This window comes from Kitasatospora sp. NPDC033851 (assembly GCF_055576085.1).
On record NZ_JBVIRL010000025.1, the window covers coordinates 1 to 22,978 of the forward strand.

The following is a 22,978-nucleotide window of genomic DNA, read 5'->3' on the forward strand; positions in this document are numbered from 1 at the left end:
AGGCCACCAACGTCGTCGACCTCATGGACATGCTGCGCCGCAGCCTCGAGACCGCCCGCAAGGGCGAGACGACCGAGGGCCCGAAGAAGTCCACCGGCCGGGCCCAGGCCGCCCGTGCCAGCGGATCCCCCAAGCAGACCGGCGGCAAGAAGAGCACCTCCACCAAGACCGCCGCCAAGTCCACGGCCAAGCGCAGCAGCGCCACAGGGAAGCGGCAGCTGTCCCAACTCACCAAGGCCGAGCTCTACCAGCGCGCCACCGACCTCGACATCGCCCACCGCTCGACGATGAGCCGCGACGAACTCCAGAAGGCCGTGGAGAAGGCCACTCCGGGAAGGCGGCTGCGCTCTGCGTCCTGATCGCGCATCCCGTAACGCAGGTCGACCGGTTCGGGTCAGCGAGCAGCGGCCTGTACGGATCCCACCGCTCGCGGCCGCGGCAGCCCTGGCCATCGGTGCCCGTCCGGCTCCAGCAGCAGCCGAGCCTGCAGCCGGGCAGGGCCCGTGTGCAGGGCCACGTCGGCGAGCAGTTCGCCCGCAACGATGACCAGCCGGAGCCGGAACGAGCCGGTGGCCAGGAACGCGCTCTCGCGCACGGTGACCGGCGCGCCCTCACCGGGGAAGGGGAGGGAGCTCCTCCCTGTCCGCTGGCTCAGTCGGCAACCACTCCTGCTCGAACGCGCTGACGGCGCGCGCGACGTCGAGCAGAGCGGGCCCGGCGGTGGCCGCCTCGGCCTCGGTGGCGGGCCTGAGGAGCGCCGCGTAGGTGTACGCGACCGTGTCGACCCAGGTCCGGGTGTGGCTGCGCCGGTTGGGGCCCGCGTAGCCGGCGGCGATGCGCAGGACCTCGGCGGTGAGCTGACCGTCGGCGGCGCCAGCGTCGCGGACGATGAGGCGGGCGGCGTCGTGGTCGGCCCACCGGGTGGGAGTCCACGCCCCGCTGCTGAGCGCCGCCAGCGCGCGCGAGGCGACGTCGTCGGCCAGGCCCGAGCGGGACGGCTCCTCCTCGGACGCGGCGGCCGTCCTGATCACTGTCCGCATGGCGTCGATGCCGGCGTCGCCCGTCCACGGCCGGTGCCGGCTCCCACAGGCGCCGCACAGCAGCTCCAGCTCGTCCGTCCAGCGTCCGTGCGCGAGCAGACGCTGGTTCCGGCAGTCGCAGGGAACACCCGCTCGCCGTGGAGCGCCCAGGGCTCGTTGGTGTCGTCGTAGGTCCACGTCGTGTGGGGGACGTACACCGTGTCGATGCCCACCCGCCATAGCTGGGCGGCGTCTCCGGTGGGCGGCCCCTCGGCCGTGGTGGTCGTCATGAAGGCCTCCTCGCTGCTCGACTGCCCTGCCTACCACAACCGGCCCGGCCGGGGCAGGCGGTCCGCCGGAGGCGACGGCGCGGGCCGGGCCCCCGGAATGCTGGGGCGGTGACAGAACATCAGCGGCGCCCGCTGTAGACCGGGCCCAGGGACAGCGCGGACGAACAGCAGACAGCCCGGCAGCGGCGCGAAACGGTCGCGGAACGGACAACGTGGGACGGCGTCGTGCGGGCGTGTGTCGTACGGATGGACCTCGAGTATGCGGTTACTCGACGTCGAACGAGCGACTGGGAGCTCGCGGTGGTCTGAGGCGTCAGCGCCAGGCGGGATGGTTCGCAGGCTGTCCGGATCCGATTCGATCATGGCCACCGTTCTTGCATCAGCGGGCAGGAGGCCGAGGAACCAGGCCGCCGTATCTGCCCAGACGTCCGCGTCACCATCCCGCAACACCAAGTGGCCGCGCTCGAAGTACGCGCCGTGCCGGCTCTCGCCGTCGAGCTCGACATAGAAAGAGACGTAGTTCTTGCCGGTGGACGGCGAGTGCTCCTGCCCGGCCTGCAGGTCCGGGCAGGAGCACGAAGGTGGTCTTCGGCAGGCCCTGCAAGGCCCTAGCTACGGATCCGGTGTCGCGTCGACCGGGCGGCTCCCTGGGGTCAATCCAGCGGAGAGGAACCGCTCGATCGGACCACCGCGCGCCGCGCCGTCCCGAGTCGCCCGGCCTGCGCACATAGCGTTCGCTGGCGTGATCCCCTCGCCGAACGGACGCCCCGTTCCTGATGCCCTGACCAACCTCTTGGACTTCGTCGCACTCAACACGATGAAGCACCTGCACCGCGCTCTCGAAGCAAGCCGCGACTGCTCCGAAGCCCCGTCCATCATGGAGTGGTACCGCCTGGTCGGCTACGCCCTGTCCGATGCGACCGAATACCAGCGATTGGCGCTGGGTGTACTCGCGGCCCACATGCAGAGCACGGGTCTCAGTTCCGCAGCGATCGCCCGATACCTCCAGACCCCGCAGAGCGCACTGCCCGCCCTGATGACCGAGTCCGCCAGGGAGATGTTCGCCGGGCTCGTAGACTCGCCTGACCCCTACCTCGAAGACAGCACCTGGTGCGAGGCCGGCCGCGACACGGCTTCGGGGGAATGCTCCCTGGCCCGTGATCGGTTCGAGGTAGCCCTCGCAGCGCTCTACCACAACCCCGAAGACCCGGACGCGCTCAACTACTTGCCTGACAACCTCCGAGAGGCAGCCCTCGCAGTCAGCCAGGTACTCAACCACATGCCGACCCCTGCATGAAGCGGAACAGGCCCCACAGCCGCGCGGCTTAGCCCCATCGCCGGGTCGCGCATGCGCTGAACCAGGTACGGCCGGGGCCACAAACGTTGACAACAAGGCCCAGGGTAAGAAATTTCTTACCCCGGGCCCGTTGGTCGGTCAGGTCACAGCACCTACGCGGCGGGGACGGCAGTCTGCTGCTCCAGGCCCCGCTGTGCGAGCCGGATGAACGGGACGAACTCCCCGTCGGGCAGCAGGTACGGGAAGACCCGCTCTGGGGCCGGCGACTGGTGCCGTGGGATCAGGCACACATTCCGTGAAGACGGTGCGGTGGTGGGCTGGAACGGCCGCAGCGGGTTCTGGCCCTTGCATCCCAGGCTCCTGCCGCCGCTTCCTTGGGCCGGCACGCAGACATGAGGAGTATCGCAATGAGACACCCTGAGATGTCTCTCTGCGCTTGATCTACGCACCGACGCCATCATGAGAGCGGCGGGGACTGGCGGACCGGCGCCCGGTCCCCCGGGCATAAACAGGGGCGGGCGGCGAAGGTCGGCACGAGGCGTTGGTGCCCTGCGCGGTCGCCGTGGCCCGCATGCCGCGTCCTCTGCGGCCTGCTGCTCCGGATAGCCTGCCTTCCGTGTATCGGATTTTTGACGGTCAGAGGGGCCGGGCATGAGCGAAGTGATCGCGGTCTACAGCGAGAAGGGCGGCGTCGGCAAGAGCGCCCTGGCGGCCGGGCTGACGGCTGCGGCCCGCAGGCGAGGGCTGGACGTTGTCGCCGGGGACCTTGATCCCCGGGGAACATTCACCGCCGAGCTGGGCATCTCCGAGGAGGAGGCGCCGGCCTTCACGATGAACGACCTGCTCGCACTCGACCCGCAAGGTGAGACCGGGCTGGCGGCCGAGGCGTTCGCCCCGGCGTCCGACGCATGGCCGGGAGTCCAGGTGATTGCGGCGGAGCGCGCCCTGGCGAACCGCGAGACGGACAACATGGCCGTGGGGCTCGAGTTCCGCCTGCGGCTCGCCCTGAAGGGGGCCATAAAGCCCGGATCGATCGGCATTCTCGACCTGCCGCCACGCGCGGGCGGCAAGCTCGTCACCTCGGCCCTCGTAGCGGCAAAGAAGGTTGTCATCCCGGCGACCCTTGACGAGGACGGACGGATCGGCGCCAAGGAGGCCCTGGCGACCATCAAGCTGGTCAAGGATCTCGGCATGAACCCGGACCTTGAGGTGGTGGGCATCGTCCCCTCTATCGTCCCCGGCGGGCGGAGCACCCTGAAGGACGCCATAGGGGAGTATCTGGCGGAAACGTATGGGGAGCTGTACCGCGACGATCTTGCAATCCCCCGGCACGCGGTGCGCCAGCAGACGCGATTCGCCTGCGTGCCGATCACCGCGACCTCCGGCAAGGAGGCTCAGTCCCTTGCGGATGCCTATGACCGAATCCTCACCGCGGCGGGAGTGACACCCTGATGGGCAACAAGTTGATCGCAGCCGGCACGAACCGACTGAAGAAGGCGCCGGACTCCGCCGTGGATCCGGCGGTGCCGGCCAAGCTCCAGCAGGCGGCACAGCAAACCGCCCCCTCGGCGCTCCCTGCGATTGTGGGCACCCAGGACTCGCCGAGCGTATTCGCGGGCGGCCGGGTGCTCACCGCAGAGGACATCACGGGCACTCCAGAGGAGCAGCTCGCCTACGTCACCGACCGACTGGTCGAGATCGACGGCCTCGGGCGGCGCGCCGAGGACTTCGTGATACTCAACAAGGGCATCCTGCTGGAGATCGCGCAGCACCGGGAACTGCACGTGGTCGCCGGCCACACGAACTTCGCAGTGTGGGCTGGCGGAGTCCTGGACGTCGACGAGAAGTACGTCTTCGAGCTGATGCAGGACGCCGCCCGGACGCGGGCTGTCGCGGAGCTCGGGCCTGAACTCTCCCAGCACCTGAGCCGCGCCTCGGCCCGCAAGGCAGTGGCGGCGGTCATTTCCTCGCACGACCTGAAGACGGCCCGCACCGTGGTCGAACTGGGTATCGCCGAAGCGGCCGAACAGGGCAAGAAGCGCCCAACCGCCGCCAGGCTTGTCGAACTCGCCGAAGAGCTGACGGCGCCTTCCATTCCCGGCCAGAAGTCGGGGTCAGAAATTTCTGACCCCGCCCCCCACGAACAGAGGTCAGAAATTTCTGACCCCGACACCGGAGGGCAGCCGGGCGTCGCACAGCTGCGTGACCTGAGCCGGTCGGCATCCGTGTTGCGGGAGCGCGTGGCTTCGCTCATCGCTCCTCGCGCGCTGAAGTCCGCAGTGGAGGCCGACCCGGCCGCAGCCCATCAACACCTGGAGGACCTCGACGCCGAACTGCAGCGCTTCGCGAAGCGCCTGGCGGCCGCCAAGAAGACGGCCGCGGCGGCAGTCGCGTCCGCGCCGGTGGATGCGGAGATCGTCGACTGATCCGAGGGCAGTCGCATCCTCGCCCAGAACGCAAGAAGGCCCGCCTCTCTCGGCGTCAAACCGAGGAAGGCGGGCCCTTTGCTGCGCTGGGATCAGGCCGGGACTAGAGCGCCTGCGCGGTCCAGGCCGATCGCGCGGCTGACGGTGGCGAGGGTGTCGGTCCAGTCCCCGGCATGGTGCACGGCCCGGTCGTCAACATACGCGGCCGCACCCAACTTCGTGTTGGTGACCAGAATCGGGCCGCCGACCGCGGTGTAATAGGCCCGCTCGGGGTCAGGGTCGACAAACGCCGGCAGGCCGGAGTACCAGGCGACCCAGTCCGCGATCTCAGGCAGCCAGCGACTCGGCCGGGCCGTGAACACGAAGACGGCACGCTGCTGCGCGACGGTGCGCAGCGCCTCGATGGCGCCGGGCTGGGGCAGGCCGATGCGGCCGCCCTGCCAGCCCTGATCGACAGTGAGGGTGCCGTCGAGGTCGAAGCCGACGGCCTGGCTGGCGGGGCTGTCGGGGCGGGGGGCGATGACAGGTCGGTGCATGTGGTCCTCCGCTGGGTGGGCTGGGGTCTACAGGAGGGCGAGCTGGTTGTCGTCCGGCTCGGGGGTGTCTTCGGTGCGGGCCTGGGCGCGGGCGTCGTCGTGGGCGTCGTCGGTGCGGTCGCAGACGAGCCGGTCGTCGGGCAGCTCGCCCCACTCGCGGCTGCCGACGGCGTCGTCGGCGGCGGCCTGGGGGGGTGTCGTGGTGGGGGATGAACTCGTCCTCGACCAGGTCGCCGCAGACCGAGCAGCGGGCGGTCCAGCAAAGCGAGGACACGGCGATGCCGGCGTCCGAGCGGGCCGCGCCCTCGCGGCGCCAAGCGTCGCCGTGGTGGAGGACCAGGGCGTGGGTGGCAGGCTGGATCGGGGAGCCGTCGTCCAGGTCGGCGGCCAGGGCGTTGTGCTCGGCAGCGGCCATCAGCGCGGTGACGAGGTCGGGCATCTCCAGCAGAGTGCCGGGGCCGGTGAGCCACAGCTCCCAGGCCTTATCCGGGTTGCCAGGGCGCAGCTGCTGGTCGGGGTCGGCGGTGAAGAGTCCGCGGCGGCCGGCCTGGGCGGGGGTGGTGGTCATCTGCGGTGTCTCCTTCGACGGGTCGGCCCGGCCCGCTTGGGTACGGGCCGGGCCGGATTGGCGGCAAGCGGTCAGGTGCGGTGGGCGGCGGGTCGGTCCTCGAGGAGTGCCGGCCCGCCTCGGGGCGGTTGCTACAGCAGGCCGGCGGCGTGGGCCTCGGCCTCCTGGTCGACGTCGTCGTCCTCGTCGGCCTGGTCCTCGCCGTCGGCGGCCGCGGTGGGGCACAGCTCGGCGATGGCGAGGCCTTGGCCGAGGGTGGTCCACGGGTCGCCATCCTCGTCCTCGCTGTCGGCGGGCTGCGCCGTGTCGGTGGCCGGGCCGTCCAGGAGCGCGACCAGGTCGCCGATGCTGCGGACCTCGAGCGGCTTCTCCTCGCCCTGGACGAACAGGTAGGAGCGGCTGCAGTACCCGTGGTCGGCGGGGGAGGGGACGCACAGCAGGTGCGCGCCGCCGGGCAGCTCGCACGTCGCGGTGCCGTCCTCCGCGCCCAGCCAGTTGGCGGCTTCGGTCAGGCTGCCGCCGCTGTGGTCGAGGCGGTGGGCTGCGGTGGCCGCGCGGTGTGCGGCGTCGGCGGCGACCTCTGCGGCAAGCTGCTCCCTCGACGGCGCCGGGGCGGGAGCAGCGGCGGCAGGGGCGTAGCCGTAGGCGGGGACGCCGAGGCGGTGGCGCAGCGGGCGGCGGAGCTCGGTGGTGGTCTGGTCGGCGAGGCAGGCGGCGAGGCCGGCGGCGGCCGCGGCGAGGGTGAAGCGGGTCTCGGCTGGGCGGCCGGTGAGGGTGCGGTAGGTGGTGAGGCCGGCGGCGGCCGCGGCGGCGGCGATGGCGATGTTGTCGGCGGTGTCGAGGGCGGTGCTCAGCAGGCGGGCGCGGGTGGTCTGCTCGGTCATCAGGTGCCTCCAGGGGAGCGGGTGGGTACCGGCCAGCGCCGCTCACCACGGCGCCCCGCTCGCCGGACCTGGGTGGCCGGTGGGCGGGGCGCGGTGGTGGGCAGCGTCGATGCCCGGTGAATCGGCGGGTTAGGGGCGGGTGGTGGGGTCGTCGGCGAGGTCCTGGGCCTGGGCGAGGTGGGCGGCCGCGAACTCGAGCAGCTGGTGGCGCTCGCCGTCATGCCCGGGGATGGCCCGCAGGTACTGGCCCGCCGCGAGGAGATGCCGGCCGGTTTCGTGGAGCCGGGTGTCCAGGAGAAGGTGGGCGGTGTCGCGGACCGGCGCGGTGAACGACGCCAGGGTGAGCGGGGTGCGCTCGTCGGTCGCGGCCAGGTCGGCCAGCGCCGTGGCGTGGCGGCCGATCAGCATCTGGACGGTCACCGGGGCGGTGGGCTCGGTCAGCTCCTGCTCGGGGGCCGGGCTGAGGTCGTGGCAGTAGACCTCCACCAGGTCACGGCCAGAGGCGTTGATCCGGCCGGTGGCCGTAACCGGCTGCCCGACCTCGACGAAGAGCCGCTCGCGCAGCGGCATCCAGGTCCGCGGGAAGACGCGGAGGTCGATCTGCCCGGTGGTGTCGGTGAGCGTGAGGGTGGCCCACTGGTTGCCGGCCCGGTTGGTGTGCTGGCGGGCCTGGGTGATGGTGCCGACGAGCCGGACCTCGCCCTCGGTGCGGCCCGAGGCGCGTAGGGCGGCGACGGTCAGGCGGGCCGGGGCCGGGGTCGTGCAGAGGGCCTGATCGATGATCACGTGTTCTCCAAGGCAGTCTTCGTTCTCGGCCGGGCGGCCGCGCCGCTCACCGGAACCCGGCCCGTGCCCGGCTGGTGGCCGGGTGGCGGTGGGGGTCCGGTGGGCAGCGTCAGCGTCCGGGACGACGGTCAGTCCAGTCCGGCGCGCAGCCGGTCTGCCTGCTCCTGGGCTGCGTGGGCGGCCGCCGGGTTGGCGCCCGCGCCCAGGGCGGCGGCCCTGGTGTAGACGCGGATGAGGGACTGGCGGGTGGCCTGGTCCAGGGGCGGCATGGGGCGGCCGTCGCGCCTGGCGGCCCATCGGGCGGCGAGGGCCTCGATGTCGGACAGGTCCACCCGGTACTGCGGGGCGGCGGGGTCGGGGTTGGTGGTCATCGGTCCTCCGGGCGCGTGTGGCGGGGTTCGGCCGGGCGGCCGCGCCGCTCACCACGGCGCCCCGCGTGCCGGGCCTGGGTGGCCGGGTGAGCGGGGCGCGGTGGTGGGCAGCGTCAGTGCCCGGTGCGGTGGTGGCGGACCTCGTCGAATCCTTCGTGGAGAAGGAGGGCGCGGGCGGAGCGGGCCATGCGGTGCTGGTAGCGCAGGACGTCTTCCGGCACCCGCTGGTGGTCGGGCCTGCCCGAGTTCCGTGCGAGGCACAGGCCGAGTGGGGCGTCGGTGAGGACCGCGACTGTGCGGCGCCCGTGGGCGTGGGCGAGGTCGACCAGCTGGAGCCGGTGGTGACTCTCGCAGCTCACGTTGTCGATGTACGTCGTGAGCCCCCTGCGCAGCCGCATGCTCAGGATCTGGTGCTGGAGGAGGAGGGCGTCGGCCGTCGCGGCCTGGTCGCCGGGCTCGGAGGCGACGGCGCGCAGCTGGTCGAGGCTGACGATCTGGTGCGCTGGCAAGGTGAGCAGCGCCGTGGACTTGCCCGAGGCGCTGGCGCCGATCATGACGACGACGTCGCCGGGTTCGACGGGGTCGAGGGTGCGGGCTTCGGCGGTGGGGAGGGTGGTGGTCACGGGGGTTGCCTCCGGGGTGGGGTGGTGGGTGGTCAGACGGCGGCGGACAGGAGTGCCGCAGCGGAGACGGTGAGGACGGCGACGAGCGCGAGGCGGGCCGCCCACTGGAGGAGGCGCATCTTGCGCTCGCACAGCACGCTGAGGGCGTGCAGGCGGGCGGGGCGGACGTCGTCGGCCAGGGCCTCGCGAAGTGCGTCCGGGTCGGTGCAGCGGGCCCAGCGGGAGAAGCCGTTGGACCTGGTCGGGTCGAGCTTGGGCATGACGACCAGGACCGAGAGCAGCGCGGAGGCGACGGCGGTGGCGATGCCGACGGCGGCCAGGGCGAGCGCGGACGTGGGCGCCTTGCTGAGCGCGGCCACGCCGGCGATGAGGACGCCGGTGAGGCCGAGCAGCAGCGATGCCTTGCTGTCCGTTCGCGCGATGTCCGCGCTCACGGCGGCCAGTTCGCGGTCGAGGGCCTGGTCGAGCGCGGTCAGCGGCGTGGTGGTGTCCATCGGGGTTTCTTCCCTCCCTGTCGGGGTCCGGCCGGGCGCCGGCTCCGCTCACCACGGCGCCCCGGCCGCCGGGCCTGGCCGGCACCGGGGGCGGGGCGCGGTGGTGGGCAGGGTCAGAGCCCGGACTCGTGGCACTCGCAGTTCGGGACGGACTGCCAACCGCTGGGGGTGCGCGTGCGGGTGGGGCCGGCGCCCGGGATGCCGCTGCCGCCGCAGGTGGTGCAGGAGGCGTCGGCCCCGGGGTCGAGGGCCCATTCGAGACCGCAGGTGCGGCAGCGGGCGCAGTCCGCGTAGTCGTCGCTGTTCCAGGCCGGCTCGCCGTACTCCTCGGCGCCGGGTGTCTGGCAGCGCGGGCAGGTGATCGTGTACTGCCGGGTGCGGATGGCGTGGCCGAGGGGGTCGGCGATCACACCGAGCAGCACCTGGTGGTTGATGGCCTCGTACTCGGCGACCCGGTGCGCCAGGCTCAGGGCCTGCTCCCGGGTGTGCTTGTAGGCGGCGGCGCGGCCGATGTCCCTGACGGGCTGCCAGCCGCCGTCCTCGCCTTCGGCCCAGGCCCGCAGGCCGACCAGGGCGCCGTCGGTCACCGCCCAGCCGGTACCGGTCTCGTCGCGGCGCACGACGATCTCGCCGTAGCCGCCGACCGGGCCCTGGGGGATCGGCACGCGGAACTCCACGGCCAGCGCCAGCTGCTCCTCCGGGGACAGGGTGCTGTTCATCCTTCTCCTTCTTCCTGCTTGGGGTTCGTGTCTCTGGTCAGCCGGCGGTGGTCGGGCGGCCGGTGCGCCCACCGAGCAGGGGCGAGAAGGCCTGCGGCTTGCGGGACCAGCGGACGTAGTCGACGCTGCTCGCCGCGTAGGTGTTGGTCAGGAGGCTGCCGGAGCGGTCGAGGCAGTCGTGCAGGCGGTCCAGGCGGTCCCAGGCCAGCCGCAGCTGGCCGATGAGCCAGTCCCGGTCCTCGCCGGTGAGCTCCTCGGCGGCGGCGACGGCCTCGAGGTGGCCGGTGTCCTGGATGGCGGCCGCGAGGAAGGCGTCGACGCGCTGCGCTTCCTCGGCGGTGACCTGCTCGCCGATCCGTTGGGCTTCGTCGGCGCGCGGGTCGTCCTTGTAGGTGGCGAAGCTGCGCTCGGAGAGCGCGAGGCGGGCCAGCTCCCAGTCGGTGCCCTCGCCCAGGATGCTGTCCTGGCGGAAGGTTCTCCCGGGCTGGTTGAACGGCTCGTAGGCGGTGGCGGCCAGGGTGGACGTGGTGGTCACGGGGGTCCTCCTGTCGGGGTCCGGCCGGACGGCCGCGCCGCGCACCACCGCCCCCGCCGTCCCGGCCTGGATGGCGGAGCGGCGGGCGCGGTGGTGGGCAGCGTCAGTGCCCGGAGGCGGGTCAGGTCCAGGCGCCGGTGGGGTCGTCGCTGATGGTCTGCGCCTCGGCGACGACGGCTGCGGGGAGGGTCCAGGGAAGGTGGAGGCCGTCGTAGGACCGGCGGGGGACCAGGTGGATGTGCAGGTGCTCCACGGACTGGGTCGCCTCGGGGCCGATGCTGGTGATGAGGTTCGCCGGGCCGGCGCCCTGGGCGAGCTCGGCGGCGCGGCGCATCGTCACGGCGGTGACGGCCGGGTCGAAGGCGGCGTCGGGGACGTGGCAGGTCGGCAGGACGAGCAGGTGCCCGTCGGTGACCGGGTTCAGCGGGACGATGGCGAGCGCCTCGGGCCAGCGGGCCACGACCTGGGCGGGCGCGAGGCCGGCGGCGATAGCGCAGAACACGCACCCGCCACCGGCCTTCTGCGCGGTGGGCGCGGTCACCGGCTCGTCTCCACGACGGGCAGGTGGACGTGGCGGTGCGTCACGGTCACGGCGGCGCCGAGGCCCTGGAGGAGCCGGCCGACCTCCCGGCCCAAGGAGACACTGCGGTGCCTGCCACCGCGGCAATAGACATGGATGCGGACCGTCTCGCCGGACAGCGCGGCGTGCTGGGCCAAGGCCCGGCGCACCGTGCGGTCGGCGATCTCGCGGGCGCCGGGGGTGGCCAGGACGTAGTCGAGGACGTGCTGGTCGAGGCCGGTGGAGCGGATCATCTGCTCGCGCACGGCGGGGTCCTCCGGCGGGTTCCTCAGAGCGGTCGTCAGATCGACGGTGAGGGCGTCGCCGAGCGGCGGGTCCTGGTGGAGGGTGCCGAAGGTAGTGATCTCGAAGGTGGCGGCGGCGAGCTGGTCCGCCGTGGGGATCGTGCTCAACGTGTTCTCCGATCTGGTGGTCAGTGCCGGCCGGACGGCCGCGCCGCGCACCACCGCTGCCCGCCGTCCCGGCCTGGGTGGCGGGGGCGGCGGGCGCGGTGGTGGGCAGCGTCAGCGCCCGGCGGCGGGCGCGGTGGTGGGCAGCGTCAGCGCCCGGCGGCGGGTCCGGGGGCCGGTTCTCCGCGCAGGGCGGTGGCGAGGATCGCGGCGTGGTCGAACGCCAGCTGCTCCGGGAGCTGGTCGGACGGCCACCAGCGGGCGGTGCGGGCGTCGTCTCCGGCGGTGGTCGCGGTGTCTTCGGGGACGACGGCGAGGTAGGCGACGGTGACGTACCGGCCGCGGGGGTCGCGGCCGGGGGTGTCCCAGGCGCCGAGCTGGAGCAGGTCCGCGGCGTCCACCCGCACGCCGGTCTCCTCCGCCAGCTCCCGGGCTGCCGCCTGGCGGCTCGTCTCGCCGGCGTCGACATGGCCGCCGGGCAGCGCCCAGGCGCCCTCGTACGGGGGCCAGCCCCGCTCGATCAGCAGGACGCGGCCGTCCGGGGTGGTGGCGACCACGTCGGCGGTGTAGCGAATGGACTCGACGGTCTCGGTCATTTCAACCCTTCCTGACGGCTGTTGGGGCGGTCCCGGCCGGGCGGCCGCGCCGCGCACCATGGTGGGCTCGGTGTGCTGGTTCACGGGGTGCTGCTCCCGTTCGGATCGGTGTCCTGGTGTTGGTGCCGGGGCCGCCCGGCGGTGCGGGGCGGGCCGGGTGGTGCGGGGTCAGCCGGGTGGTGCGGGGTCAGCCGGTCAGGCGCACGGGCATGACCAGGTGCTGGTAGGTGGCGTCGTTGCCGTCGCCGAGGCGGCCGGCCAGGTACGCGGGCTTGTGCGGGTGGCGGACGTGCAGCTCGGCCTCGCTCGTTCCGAGCGCCTTGAGGCCGTCGGCGAGGAACTGCGGGTTGAAGGCGAGGACCAGGCCGTCGCAGGTGCCGTCGGTGTCGGTGCCGGCGGTGTGGACGGGGATGCGGTCGCTGGCCTGCGCGTCGTCGCCGGAGCCGGCCTCGATGCGCAGCTGCTCGCCGCCGGGCTCGACGACCAGGCGCACGGGGGTGTTGCGGGTGGCGACCAGGGCGACGCGCTGGAGCGCTGCGACCGCCTCGGAGACCGGGACGGCGATGGTCATCGGCCACTCGCCGTCGAAGAAGGCGCCCATCTTCGGGAACTCGTAGCCGTCCAGCAGGCGGGTCATGTAGGTGCGCCCGCCCGGGATGGACAGCCCTAGCAGGCCCTCCGACCAGTGCAGCGTGAGGGTGTGCTCGCCCTCCAGCGCCTTCGCGGCCTCAGCGAGGTTCTTCGCGGGCACCAGCGCCGCGGCCTGGTCGTCGCCGTCCTTCTTCTTGCCGCGCTTCGCGGGCGTCGGGAGAGTGCCGGTCGGGCGGACGGTCGGGCGGACGGTCAGTTCCTTGTGGGCCATGCGGTAGCGGTCGGTGGCGTCCAGGTGCAGGGCGTCGCCGTCCAGTCGCACCTTGATGCCAGTCAGCGCGGGCAGGGCAGTGTCGGCGGAGGCGGCGACGGCGACCTGGGCGACGGCCTCGGCGAGGACGTCGGCCTGCACGGTGGCGACCGCGTCCGGCAGGGCGACGGTGGCCGGGTACTCGTCGACGGGGAGCACCGGGAGGGTGAAGCGGGCCGCGCCGCAGCCGACGACCAGGCGGGCGCCGCCGTCGACGAGTTCGAGGTCCACGTCGGCGGTCTTGGGCAGTCGGGAGCAGATGTCGTTCAGGAGCCGGCCGGGCACCAGGGCGGTGCCGTCGTCGGCGATCTCGGCGGAGACGGTGGCGGACGTGTAGACCTCGCCGTCGCAGGCGGACAGGCGCAGGCCGCCGTCGCCGGTGGCCAGGAGCATGCCGAGCATGACGGGGACCGGCGCGCGGGACGGGAGGGCCTTGGCGGTGTAGGAGACGGCGTCGGCGAGGGCGGAGACGGGCAGGCGCAGCTTCACGGTTCGGACGCCTTTCAGGGGGCTGGGCTGGTGTCGGATCTGGTGGTGGAGGCGGGGCCGGTCAGGCCTCGTCGTCGTCCTCGTCGTCGGGGCCGGAGAACTCGCAGTTGGAGTAGCCGGTGTCCAGCAGGAGGCAGTCGCCGTAGTCGTCGGCGCTTTCCAGGACGAGTTCGGCGGTGCCGGCCCAGCCGGGGACGACGGCCATCACCGGGGCGTGGTCGGGCAGACCGGCCAGGACGGTGGCGAGCTCGCAGACCGTCAGCACTCCGGCCAGGGCCGTGCGGCGGGGAACAGAGGGCTGCAGGCCCGGCACTTCACCGTCGCCGTCGGTGGGGGCGGGCAGGTGAAGGTCGAGGGCCTGTGCGTTCGGGTCGGGTTCGGGCGCAGTGGTGTGCAGGACCAAGGCGCCGTCCCAGGTGGTGGAGCGCACCGGCCAGGCGGCACGCCGGTCCCACTGCGGGATGCCGGAGACGACCATCAGGTGGTCGGGCAGCTCGGTGATGCGGGCGGTGAGGTCGCCGACGGTGAGGCGGGCAGCGCTGTAAGGGGTGCCGGTGATCCGCCAGGGCGCCTGGCGGTCGACCGGGCGGCGGTGGGCGGCGGCCTTGAGAGCCTCCGAGATGGCAGTGACCGCGGCGGCGCCCATCTCCTCGGGGCTGGCCGGGTCGGCGGTGACGGTGATGCTCACGACGTCCTCCAGGCGGATCGCGGTGTCGGCCGGTCGGCCGGCCCCGTCCCCGGAAAGCGGCCCGCCCGCCCCGGCTTGGGTGGCGAGGCGGGCGGGGTGCTGCCAGGGGCGAGGCTGGTAGGCCGGTCAGGTGCGCTGGAAGCGCTGGGTGTCGGGGTTCCAGCGGGCGTCGGTGATCAGGCGGTTGAGGTCCTCTTCGGCGTCGGGGGCGTCGGCGGGGCAGGGCACCAGGCCCAGGCCGGGGATGTCGCGCACGTACCAGCCCCACTCACGGCACTCGGCCGTTCCGGGCCACTGCCCGGTCCAGGTGCTGCGGCAGCGTTCGTCGTCCTCGTCGTGGCCGCACATCAGGTGCTGGCGGCCGGTTTGGGCGCAGAGCGCGATGTCGCAGCCGTCCTGGTGGATGTCGCCGGGGGCGACCTGGCAGTCCGGGCAGGGAGCCTGCGCCGCGGAGTCGGACCGGTTGGTGGTCACTGGGATTGTTTCCTTCCAGTTGATACGGGCCCGCCCGCCCCGGCCTGGGTGGCGGGGCGGGCGGAGTGCTGCCGGGGGCGAGGCCGGTCGACCGGTCAGTTCTGGGTGTCGGTCAGCGCCTGGTGGCCGGGTACGGTGCGACGTCCTCGCTGGAGCTGGGTGACGGTGCCGGCGAGGTAGTGGTCGCGCAGGTCGAGCGGCCACGTGCTGAGGCGCAGGTCGCTCACGGCGATGACGGTCTCGACGGCGGCGGGGCGGCCGGTGGTGACCAGGCGGTACAGCTGCCCGGCGAGCGGCTCGCGGCGCAGGATGCGCTCGGTCTCGTCGATGAGCAGGCGGATGCGCGGCTCGGCCTCGGTGGGTTGGTGGGTGCGCTGGCGGGCGTCGCGCAAGGCCGCGTTGCGCTGGTCAACGATGGCGAGGGCGTCGGTGAGCATCTGCTCGGCATCGGTGGTGTGGCGGTCGGCGGTGGTCAGCTCGTCGTGGAAGTGGATGGCCCAGGTGGTGGTGGCCTCTTCGCTGGCGGCCTGGGCGATCAGCTGCTGGAGGCGGTAGGACTTGCCGGAGCCGGTGGGGCCGACGATCAGGTGGGTGGTCATGCGGGGTTCCTCTCGGTGGTGACCGCCGGGACGGCCGGGTGACTGGGTGCGGGAAGCGGTCCGCCGCCCGGCCGCAGTGGCGGGGCGGGCGGACGCGGTGTGGGGCGGGACGGCCCGCCAGGGTCAGAGGCTGTCGGCGGGCTCCGGCAGGCTGCCCTGATCGGTGTTCTTGAGCAGCGGCAGGCCGTATTCGCCGGCGTTGCGGCGTACCAGCGTGCCGTTGCCGGCGAGCATGGAGCATCTGTTCAGGACGGTCTTGCGGGCGACTCCGGTGATCTCAGCGATCGCGTCCAGGCTCAGGAAACCCACCTCCTCGTTCATGGGGTCGCGGTAGTCGTCGAGGATTCGAAGGATCTTCTCCTCCGCGGTGGGTTCCTTGGTCAGGACGGTCGGCGCGGGGCCGGGCTCCCAGGCGGTGCCGTCGCCTTCGCCGTCGGTGCCGGTGGCAGGGCGTGCGGTGGGGTCAACGGGGGTGGCGGCGATCAGGTCGCGGTCGTCCCAGCCCGGGAAGTCGTGCGGGATCGCGATGTTCGCCGGGTCGAACAGACCGGCGGCGGATTCGAGGATCCAGGCGCGCATCATCTCGGCACGCTCGTCCGGGCCGACGACGTAGCCAACGCCGAACGTCCTGCGCGGATCGTCCTCGGGGACCGTCGGGTCGTAGATGAGCGAGTCGTTGCTGCTCTGCCAGAACGCCGGGATCTTCGACGGGTCCACGCCGTCGAAGCTGTCGGGGAGGTCGACGCGGTTCTTCTGCGCCCCGTCGCTCCTGAGCAGGATGAGCGCCCCGCCGTAGAAGACGTTGTCGCGGATGCTGGTGTCGGAGCCCATCTTGTCGAGGTTGAGGATCTGCCCGCACAGCACGACGCACATACCAAGCGAGCGGCCTGTCTCGGCGACGGCGGCGACGATCATCGCGGCCTCGGCCAGGAAGGGCGAGTTCTCGCCGAGCAGCTGCGCGAACTCATCCAGGACCAACGCGATGAACGGCATCTCGTCGGTGGCGACAAAGTTCTTCATCCGCAGCCGCTGGGACTGGGCGACGCGGTGCAGCAGGATCGCGTACGCCAGACGCAGGGCGCCCATCGCCTTCTCGCGCCCGCAGCCGGCGTAGGACGCCATGTCCTCCACGTCCGGGTTCGAGCTGCCCTTGGGGTCGGCGTAGATGATCGCGACCTTGTTGACGTGGTACGAGAGGCACACCAGCTGGAGGACGCCGCCCTTGCCGGAGCCGGTGACCCCGGCGACCAGGACGTGCCGGGCGCCGCCCTTGAGGTCGAACAGCTGGATCCGGGAGGGGCGCCCCGAGATGCCGGTGCCCAACGAGACGAACCCGTTGGGATTCGCGCGCAGCGCCTCCGGCCCGGGCAGGGGCCTGCCGTCCTCCAACGGCGAGCGTTCCATCTTGCGGAACTTGGCGCGGCGCGGGTCCTGCGTCGGCTCGAAGGAGACGAGCAGGGGCGTGGTGTGCAGCGCGCCGGCGAGCTGGTGGATGTCGGGGACCGTGACGGTGTCGGTGTCCTCGTCCGCGACGACCCACGCCGCGACACCGCCGGTGGCCGGGTCGTCGATCAGCCCTTCGAGGTGCGTGCCCGGCACGCAGCCTCCCTTACGCGCCACGCGCCGCAGCCACCGGTCCTCCAGCTCGCCGCGCTGCGCCTGCTCGGCGGGCGGGGCGACGAGGTCGACGTGGATGTACTTGGAGCTGGTGTGGGGCCCGTCGGTGATGCGCACCCAGGCGGCGGGGATGCGGTAGACGCCGGAGACGCTCTCGCGGGTGACGTTGACCGGCCGCCCGGGCGGGGCCTGGACGATGCCCTCCCACCCGGCCGGCCCGAGGGCGGTGAGGTAGAGGTCCTCGCCGGTGTGCACGCCGTACTCGCCGGAGATGTGGGCTTCCCACAGCTGCAGCACCTTCCGGACGGCGGGCGAGGGCTGGTCCGGCTCGGCGCTCTGCTGCGCCGGGGCCACCTTGCGCCGCGGGCGGCGGCTGCCGCCCAGGACCCGGCGCAGGGAGAAGCCGACGAAGGCGATACTGCCCCACCAGGCGATGGAGACCAGGCCGGAGACGGACGGCAGCTCCATCCATCCGGCGGCCAGGGCATCGATTCCGGGCAGACCGCTGACCGTGGCGGTCGCGGACGCCGTCGCCGTGGCGACGGCGGAGACGAACATCGGCCGGCGGTGCGCCCGCACGATGTCGCCGCCCGGCACCGCCTCCAGCGTCCGGTCGGCGATCAGACCCGCGTAGTTCGCCCCGGCGACCAGCACCGGCGCGGCGAGGAACGTGCACATGGTGGTGGCGGCCTGCGCCTGCAGCAGCGGCATCACCGCGGCGGTGACCACCGGGGCGGCCACCTCCGCCACGGCGAAGGCCTTCTCGACAGACGCGCTGCGCACCGCCTCCGGGGCGGGGGTGGCGTGGTCGGTGGTCACGGCATCTCTCCTATTCCTGGGTGTACCAGCTGCTGTTGGCCATGGGGACGGACGAGCGGTCGACGGCTTCCTGGATGCCGTTGTGCAGGCGGGCGGCCTCGTTGTCGGCGGCAACGGCGGCGCGGGAGGCCGCGTCGGCGGCCGTCGCGTAGGCGAGGGCCGTAACCGACAGGCCCCGCATGATCCGCGACACCTCGCGGGTCTCGGAGACCGTGGCCGTGTCGACCTTGAGGGCGGCGATCTGCTCGGCGATGCGGCCGGTGTCCCGCGCCTGCGCCTCGATCTCCCTCGCCAGCTTCTTGTGCTCCTCGGTCCCCTTCCGGACTTCCTTGGCCAGTGCCCTCAGCTCCCTGCGCAGCGCGCGGTAGGTCAGCGACTTCGCCACCGTCAGCTCCCTTCCTTGTCCTGGTAGAACTCGCGTTCCGCGGGGCTGGTGAGCGGCGAGTCGACGACGGCCTTGTAGACCACGCCGTGCCGCTTCTCCGCGTTCGACGCCAGCACCTTGACGGCCTCCGTGCCACGCTCGGCGCCCTTCTCGGTCTGCTCCGCCTTGGCCCGCAGCGACTGGACGCGCTCGGCCAGACGCTGCGCCATGGCGACCAGCCGGTCGCCGCCCTTGACCTGCTTGGCGTCCTCGGCCAGGCGCTGCGCGCGGGTCGCCTGGTCGACGGCCGTGGCCCGGATGTCCTTGCTGCCCTCGGCGACCTTCGCCAGCACCTGGCCCTTGGCGGCCATGCGGCGCTCGAACTGGCGCAGGGTGCGGACCTCGCCGCGGGTCATGCCGCGCTGCTCGCCGTCGGCGACGAAGGTGACCCCGTCCTGGAGGACCGCCACGTTCCGCGCGGGCTCCGCCTCGGCCGCCGGGGCCGGTGCGGTGGGGCCGGCCTGGGCGGGAATCCTGGTCGGGCCGGGTGCGGAGACGGCCCCGGTGGCCGGGGCTGTGGGGGGCTTGTTCGCCCGGTCAGCGGTCGATCCGCTGACCGGGACCATCCCGGCGGCGGCATTGTTCGGGTCGTGCATCGTCGTCCTTCCGTCCCACGTGGCGGGACCGGTCGCAGAGGTAGGGGTTGTCTTCGTGTCGGCCTTCGCCGGCGCGCAGCCCGCCGAGGCACGCTTCGGTCCCGCCGCGCCGGGCTTCACCGGCCCGGCCGGTGCGGTCTTGGGCTTGCGGAACTTGTCGTCCGGGCCTTTGCGGTCCGGCGGCGTTTGCGGGGAGGCCGGCTCCGGCGTGGCGCCCACGAGGCCGGAGACCTTCGCTCCCTTGAACTTGGTGTCCGCACCCTTCGCGTCGGCGGGGTTCGCGTCCCGCGCTCCGCCGGGGCCCACGGGGCCGCCCGGCGTGCTGCCGCGCCCCGGTGCGGCACCGCCCGGTGCCGGGCCGTTGTCGCCGGGCTTCGGCCCGCCTCCTGGTTTCGCGCCGCCCGGGTCGTCCTTCGCGGCTCCGCCGTCCCCGGCGGAGCCGTCGGGCTTCGACGTCCTCGCCCCGCCGTCGTCCTTGCCGCCCTTCGGCGCCGTGGGGTCGGCCGTCTTCGAGTCCGTCCCCTTGGAGGTCTTCTCGTCACTGTGGTGCTTGTCGTCCTTGCCGGTCTTCGACGCGGTGTCGTTCTTCGAGCTCTTGGTGTCGGCGGACTTGGTGTCGTTGCTGTTGCTGTCCCGGCTGTCCTTGCCGGTCTTCGACGCGGTGTCGTTCTTCGAGGCCTTGGTGTCGGCGGACTTGGTGTCGTTGCTGTTGCTGTCCCGGCTGTCCTTGCCGGTCTTCGACGCGGTGTCGGCCTTGGAGGCCTTGCTGGCTGCGGTCTTCGCGTCCGTGCTGTCCGCCTTGCGGACGTCCCGGTTGTCCTTGCCCTGGTGCTGGTGGGTCTTGTTGTTCAGGTCGGCCGTCTTGGCGTCGCGCTGGGAGCGGTGCTGGGCGGCGTGCTCGTTCTTGGCGAGCAGGTCGGACTTGTTGGCGTTGGTGGTGTTGGTCGAACTCCCGGAGACCCGGGTCTCCTTGACGTCGTGGGACTTTTTGATGGTGGTGGCCGTGCCGGTGCGGCCCAGCCGCTGAGCGAGGGCGCGCACCAGGGCGCCGATCGGGCCGTCGCGGCCGTCGTCCTTGCTGTCGGCTCCGGCGGCGTTCTTCCCGGTGGTCTTGCCGGTCTCGGCGCTGGCGGGGTCGGCGGCGGCGTCCTTGGGGTCGAGGTCGGCGGTGGTGCCGAGGACGGAGCGGGCGGGCTGGACCGGGGCGAGGAGGTCGGCGAGACCGCTCGGCGCGGCGCCCGCGCCGGACGCCGGGGCCGGTTCCGCGGGCGCCGCCGAGGCGGCGGGACCGGGGTCCGGAGTCGGGGGCGCGGGGTCGGTGGGGGTGCTCGGGGCGGGCGCGGACGGCACCGTGGGCGGGTGGTCGGGCGGAGGTGGAACGGCCGCGGCAGCGGGAGTCGCCATCACATTGTCCTTACTCTCGGTAGCCTCCCTCCCACTCCCTCCCACTCTCTGAAAGCCTCCTTCACGCCCATGACCGGTACTTGGGAGAGGGGAAGGCCTGTTTCATGGATGGGAGGGAGTGGGAGGGAGTCACGGACGGTTACTTGCGGGCGAAGTGCTTCTTCAGGTAGCCAGCGGCCACGGCGACGCCGGCGACCCCGAGGACGGCCAGGCCGACACCGGAGTTCGAGGTGTCGTCGCCCTCGCTCGTGGCCACCTTCTGGGCGGTGTTGACCATGCCCGGGGAGTCGACCGCCGGGTACGCCTTGGCGCAGTCGGCGACGGCCCCGTAGGCGCCGGAGGCCTTGGCGACGCACGCCTGGACCGCCTCACGGCGCGCCTTCTGCGCGTCGGATTCCACGCCGCTGGTCTTGGCCATCTCGGCCGCCAGCGACGCCTCCTGCTTCTGCTTCTCCAGCTCCAGGCGGGAGCTGTCGAGGGCGATCTGCGCCTTCTTGACCTCGGCGTCGGCCTCAGCGGAGGCGTACTGCGACCAGGCGACCATCCCGGTGGCGACCAGGACGACACCCGCGACGGCCACACCGGCCTTCGCGCGGGGGGACAAGCGGGCGTTGGGGGCGTAGGCGCCGTGCAGCGGCGGCGTCTGCTTCCACGACGGGATGCTGCTGATGTCGTAGGCGGGGTCGTTGTAGACCGAATCGCGGTCGGCCATGGTGCGTGCTCCTTTGTCTGTTCGGTGGTGCTCGGCGCCGGGGCCGGACGCCTTCGCCAGCCGCCGAAGACGCCCTGGTGGGGCGCGCCGGCGACCGGCCGAGAGGCCCGGATCTCGGTGGGTTGTGGGGCGGTCGGTCAGCGGCGCAGCCGCGGGTGGCACCACCAGCAATCGGGGCCGTGGTCGCGCTCGCGGGCGTGAACCAGCAACAGCGGGGTGGCCACGGCCAGGACGACGACCAGGACGACCAGCGCGAGGCCGACCAGGTACTCGAGGGTGTTCATCGGGGGCTCCTTCACTGGGGCCGTGCTCGGTACGGTGGTGCTCGGCGCTTCGGCGCCTTCGGCGGTCACCAGGACGATGTGAGCGTCCTGGTGGCCACCGGAGAGGCCGGTGCTCGGCGGTGCGGGTCAGGGCCGGTAGCCCTGGTTGAGCAGCTCGGCGGCTTCGATGCGGTACTCGGAGGCCGTGGCGGGTGAGGAGACCTCCAGCGCCTGATGGATCTCCGCCAGCGGCAGGTCCGCGATCTGGACCTGACCCGTTTCGGGGTCGGCCCTCTGCAGGAGCATCCGGGCGACCTTGCGCACCGCCCGCTGGCGCGGCGTCAACTTGGCGGCGTCCTCCGCTTCGACCGCGCGCTTCTCGATTTCGGCAGCAGCCCGGCGCGTTTCGGCAGCGGACTTCTCGGCTTCGGCGGCGGCCAGCTTGGCCCGCTCGGCGTTGGCGAGAGCGGCTTGCTCGCGCTCGCACTCCTCGGCCGCGAGGCGGTCCTTTTCGGCGGCGGCCAGCCGCGTTTCGGCGGCGGCGAGCTCCTTTTCGGCGGCGGCCTCGTCGGCTTCGGCAGCGGCCTTGCGGGCGATCGCGATGGTCTGCGTGTCGATCGCTGCGGCCTCGGCCGCGGCGACCCGGTCGGCCTCCTCGATCGCCCGCCGCTTGTCGGCAGCCTGCTGTTCGAGCTCGGCCGCCTGGAGGTCGGTCTCGGCCTTCGCCTTGCGCTCCTGCGCCTCCAGGAGCTCGGCGGTGGCGGTGCGGGCGCGGGCCTCGGCCGTCGCCGCGGTCTCCAGCGCCTTCTCCTCCAGAGCGGCGGCCCGCTCGGCGGCCGTGACCTGAGCCTTGGCCTGCGCCCGGGCCTGCCCGGTCTCCCCTTCCACCTGGGCCCGGACCGTCTCCACCTGGCCAGCCGCACGCAGGGCCTCCGCCTCGGCCCTCGCCGTGGCCTGCTTGCGGCGGGTGTCGGCCTCCAGGCGGCGGCGCTCGGCCTCCTCCTGGCGGGCCTCGGCGGCCTGGTCCTGCTCGTCCGGCATCGCGAGGGCCTTGGCGACGGTGTAGCCGTGTGGGGCCATCGTCATCGGCAGCTGCTCGTCCTCAGTGGCCTTGGACAGGTCACCGTCGTACTTGCGCTTGAGCCACAGCTCGTAGGCGATGAGCTCCTGGTCACGGCGGACCATCTCCGGGTAGGAGTGCACGTCGTACAGCCGCATCCGCCGGTAGATCCGGGACGTCGCGATGGGTGCGAGGATCCAGCGGATGAGCGGGATGGAGTCGCGTTCCGCCTGGTCGGGGCGCACGACGCGGTCGATGGAGTCGCGGCCGACCTCGACCACCATGATGAACAGCACCGGGACGACGCCGTGCGCGAACGCGGCGACGTAGTCGAGCAGCTGCCAGGGCCTGCCCTGCGGGGCGGCCGAGGCGGCGTTGAGGACGACGGTGGCGGCCGTGAGCAGCCACACGGGGTAGCGGATCCAGTTGATGGGGCGCTTGAGCCAGGCCATCAGCAGGTCGACCGCGATCATCACCATGATCCCGGTGTCGACGCCGACCGCGAACAGCCGACCCTGGTCCAGGGTGGAGAAGTGCAGGCGCCCGAAGGCGAACGCGGCGACGTGCCCGAAGGACAGGTAGAGGCCGATGCCGGCCAGGGCGAGCGCGGCCGCCACGATCCCGCCGGCCGCCAGCTTCTGCGGAGTGGTCAGCGCCCCGGTCGGGCGCGCGGGCGAAGCAGGTTCGGCCGTCTCCGAAACCGCCCGGCGCGCGGGCGAAACACTCTCAGGCGCTCCCGAAAGCGGCGCGGGCGGTGCCGAAACGGGGCCTGGCGCGGGGCGCGTCGGGCCGGTCGGGGCCGCCGTCGGCGGCATGTCG

The 22,978-nt window shown here is 72.9% G+C and carries 28 protein-coding genes and 1 pseudogene; 5 read left to right on the forward strand and 24 right to left on the reverse strand.

Going from position 1 to position 22,978, the window contains the following annotated elements; all coding sequences use genetic code 11:
• Nucleotides 1–359, forward strand: a pseudogene (locus ACZ51D_RS33930) (non-homologous end joining protein Ku); the annotation flags it as partial.
• Between the two features lie 35 nt (nt 360–394).
• Here the strand turns inward: ACZ51D_RS33930 and ACZ51D_RS33935 are convergent.
• Nucleotides 395–595, reverse strand: coding sequence for a hypothetical protein (locus ACZ51D_RS33935; RefSeq protein ID WP_465664409.1), 201 nt, complete (start codon nt 593–595; stop codon nt 395–397).
• A 16-nt stretch (nt 596–611) separates the two neighbouring features.
• Complete coding sequence (locus tag ACZ51D_RS33940; protein ID WP_465664410.1) at nt 612–1,040, reverse strand: hypothetical protein; 429 nt, start codon at nt 1,038–1,040, stop codon at nt 612–614.
• A 204-nt stretch (nt 1,041–1,244) separates the two neighbouring features.
• Between ACZ51D_RS33940 and ACZ51D_RS33945 the strand changes: the two genes are divergently transcribed.
• Together ACZ51D_RS33945 and ACZ51D_RS33950 are read left to right on the forward strand one after the other, a co-directional pair.
• Complete coding sequence (locus ACZ51D_RS33945; RefSeq protein WP_465664411.1) at nt 1,245–1,421, forward strand: hypothetical protein; 177 nt, start codon at nt 1,245–1,247, stop codon at nt 1,419–1,421.
• A gap of 630 nt (nt 1,422–2,051) precedes the next feature.
• Nucleotides 2,052–2,606 (forward strand): hypothetical protein, encoded by a 555-nt coding sequence (locus tag ACZ51D_RS33950; protein ID WP_465664412.1) that lies wholly within the window; start codon nt 2,052–2,054, stop codon nt 2,604–2,606.
• 152 nt (nt 2,607–2,758) lie between these two features.
• Here the strand turns inward: ACZ51D_RS33950 and ACZ51D_RS33955 are convergent, their stop codons facing one another.
• Nucleotides 2,759–2,896, reverse strand: a complete 138-nt coding sequence (locus ACZ51D_RS33955; protein WP_465664413.1) for a hypothetical protein — start codon at nt 2,894–2,896, stop codon at nt 2,759–2,761.
• A 361-nt stretch (nt 2,897–3,257) separates the two neighbouring features.
• Here ACZ51D_RS33955 and ACZ51D_RS33960 point away from each other — a divergent pair, with 361 nt between their 5' ends.
• Nucleotides 3,258–4,058, forward strand: a complete 801-nt coding sequence (locus ACZ51D_RS33960) for a ParA family protein (protein ID WP_465664414.1) — start codon at nt 3,258–3,260, stop codon at nt 4,056–4,058.
• Nucleotides 4,058–5,032 carry a hypothetical protein gene (locus ACZ51D_RS33965; RefSeq protein ID WP_465664415.1) on the forward strand — a complete coding sequence of 325 codons (975 nt, stop codon included), beginning with the start codon at nt 4,058–4,060 and terminating at the stop codon, nt 5,030–5,032. Before ACZ51D_RS33960 ends, ACZ51D_RS33965 begins: the two co-directional genes overlap by 1 nt.
• A gap of 92 nt (nt 5,033–5,124) precedes the next feature.
• Here ACZ51D_RS33965 and ACZ51D_RS33970 read toward each other — a convergent pair whose 3' ends face one another.
• From ACZ51D_RS33970 to ACZ51D_RS34070, 21 genes are all read right to left on the reverse strand, one after another.
• Complete coding sequence (locus tag ACZ51D_RS33970) at nt 5,125–5,568, reverse strand: hypothetical protein (RefSeq protein ID WP_465664416.1); 444 nt, start codon at nt 5,566–5,568, stop codon at nt 5,125–5,127.
• Nucleotides 5,569–6,267: 699 nt separating this feature from the next.
• Entirely contained in the window at nt 6,268–7,020 is a 753-nt protein-coding gene (locus ACZ51D_RS33975) for a hypothetical protein (protein ID WP_465664417.1), read from the reverse strand.
• Nucleotides 7,021–7,149: 129 nt separating this feature from the next.
• Entirely contained in the window at nt 7,150–7,806 is a 657-nt protein-coding gene (locus tag ACZ51D_RS33980; protein ID WP_465664418.1) for an OB-fold nucleic acid binding domain-containing protein, read from the reverse strand.
• 128 nt (nt 7,807–7,934) lie between these two features.
• Nucleotides 7,935–8,177 carry a hypothetical protein gene (locus ACZ51D_RS33985; protein WP_465664419.1) on the reverse strand — a complete coding sequence of 81 codons (243 nt, stop codon included), beginning with the start codon at nt 8,175–8,177 and terminating at the stop codon, nt 7,935–7,937.
• Between the two features lie 113 nt (nt 8,178–8,290).
• A complete protein-coding gene (locus ACZ51D_RS33990; protein WP_465664420.1) occupies nt 8,291–8,800 on the reverse strand; it encodes an AAA family ATPase in 510 nt (169 codons plus the stop codon).
• Between the two features lie 32 nt (nt 8,801–8,832).
• Nucleotides 8,833–9,294 carry a Pycsar system effector family protein gene (locus tag ACZ51D_RS33995; protein WP_465664421.1) on the reverse strand — a complete coding sequence of 154 codons (462 nt, stop codon included), beginning with the start codon at nt 9,292–9,294 and terminating at the stop codon, nt 8,833–8,835.
• A gap of 113 nt (nt 9,295–9,407) precedes the next feature.
• Nucleotides 9,408–10,013, reverse strand: coding sequence for a hypothetical protein (locus ACZ51D_RS34000; protein ID WP_465664422.1), 606 nt, complete (start codon nt 10,011–10,013; stop codon nt 9,408–9,410).
• 37 nt (nt 10,014–10,050) lie between these two features.
• Nucleotides 10,051–10,548: a hypothetical protein gene (locus ACZ51D_RS34005; RefSeq protein WP_465664423.1), complete on the reverse strand. Its 498-nt coding sequence runs from the start codon at nt 10,546–10,548 to the stop codon at nt 10,051–10,053.
• Between the two features lie 121 nt (nt 10,549–10,669).
• On the reverse strand, nt 10,670–11,089 hold the full coding sequence (locus ACZ51D_RS34010) for an HIT family protein (protein WP_465664424.1): 420 nt from the start codon (nt 11,087–11,089) through the stop codon (nt 10,670–10,672).
• Nucleotides 11,086–11,520 carry a RapZ C-terminal domain-containing protein gene (locus ACZ51D_RS34015; RefSeq protein WP_465664425.1) on the reverse strand — a complete coding sequence of 145 codons (435 nt, stop codon included), beginning with the start codon at nt 11,518–11,520 and terminating at the stop codon, nt 11,086–11,088. Before ACZ51D_RS34015 ends, ACZ51D_RS34010 begins: the two co-directional genes overlap by 4 nt.
• Before the next feature lie 146 nt (nt 11,521–11,666).
• The gene (locus ACZ51D_RS34020; protein WP_465664426.1) at nt 11,667–12,113 is read right to left on the reverse strand and encodes an NUDIX domain-containing protein; all 447 of its coding nucleotides are present in this window, start codon (nt 12,111–12,113) and stop codon (nt 11,667–11,669) included.
• Between the two features lie 187 nt (nt 12,114–12,300).
• Complete coding sequence (dnaN, locus tag ACZ51D_RS34025) at nt 12,301–13,503, reverse strand: DNA polymerase III subunit beta (RefSeq protein ID WP_465664427.1); 1,203 nt, start codon at nt 13,501–13,503, stop codon at nt 12,301–12,303.
• A 61-nt stretch (nt 13,504–13,564) separates the two neighbouring features.
• A complete protein-coding gene (locus ACZ51D_RS34030; RefSeq protein WP_465664428.1) occupies nt 13,565–14,191 on the reverse strand; it encodes a hypothetical protein in 627 nt (208 codons plus the stop codon).
• Nucleotides 14,192–14,317: 126 nt separating this feature from the next.
• Complete coding sequence (locus ACZ51D_RS34035) at nt 14,318–14,665, reverse strand: hypothetical protein (protein WP_465664429.1); 348 nt, start codon at nt 14,663–14,665, stop codon at nt 14,318–14,320.
• Nucleotides 14,666–14,760: 95 nt separating this feature from the next.
• On the reverse strand, nt 14,761–15,264 hold the full coding sequence (locus tag ACZ51D_RS34040) for an ATP-binding protein (RefSeq protein ID WP_465664430.1): 504 nt from the start codon (nt 15,262–15,264) through the stop codon (nt 14,761–14,763).
• A gap of 123 nt (nt 15,265–15,387) precedes the next feature.
• Nucleotides 15,388–17,700 (reverse strand): type IV secretory system conjugative DNA transfer family protein, encoded by a 2,313-nt coding sequence (locus tag ACZ51D_RS34045; protein ID WP_465664431.1) that lies wholly within the window; start codon nt 17,698–17,700, stop codon nt 15,388–15,390.
• A gap of 10 nt (nt 17,701–17,710) precedes the next feature.
• Nucleotides 17,711–18,085 (reverse strand): hypothetical protein, encoded by a 375-nt coding sequence (locus tag ACZ51D_RS34050; protein ID WP_465664432.1) that lies wholly within the window; start codon nt 18,083–18,085, stop codon nt 17,711–17,713.
• A gap of 2 nt (nt 18,086–18,087) precedes the next feature.
• Nucleotides 18,088–20,124 (reverse strand): hypothetical protein, encoded by a 2,037-nt coding sequence (locus tag ACZ51D_RS34055; RefSeq protein ID WP_465664433.1) that lies wholly within the window; start codon nt 20,122–20,124, stop codon nt 18,088–18,090.
• A 139-nt stretch (nt 20,125–20,263) separates the two neighbouring features.
• Nucleotides 20,264–20,836: a hypothetical protein gene (locus ACZ51D_RS34060; RefSeq protein ID WP_465664434.1), complete on the reverse strand. Its 573-nt coding sequence runs from the start codon at nt 20,834–20,836 to the stop codon at nt 20,264–20,266.
• 137 nt (nt 20,837–20,973) lie between these two features.
• Nucleotides 20,974–21,120: a hypothetical protein gene (locus ACZ51D_RS34065; RefSeq protein ID WP_465664435.1), complete on the reverse strand. Its 147-nt coding sequence runs from the start codon at nt 21,118–21,120 to the stop codon at nt 20,974–20,976.
• Between the two features lie 126 nt (nt 21,121–21,246).
• On the reverse strand, nt 21,247–22,776 hold the full coding sequence (locus ACZ51D_RS34070) for a DUF2637 domain-containing protein (RefSeq protein ID WP_465664436.1): 1,530 nt from the start codon (nt 22,774–22,776) through the stop codon (nt 21,247–21,249).
• Between the last annotated feature and the right edge of the window lie 202 nt (nt 22,777–22,978).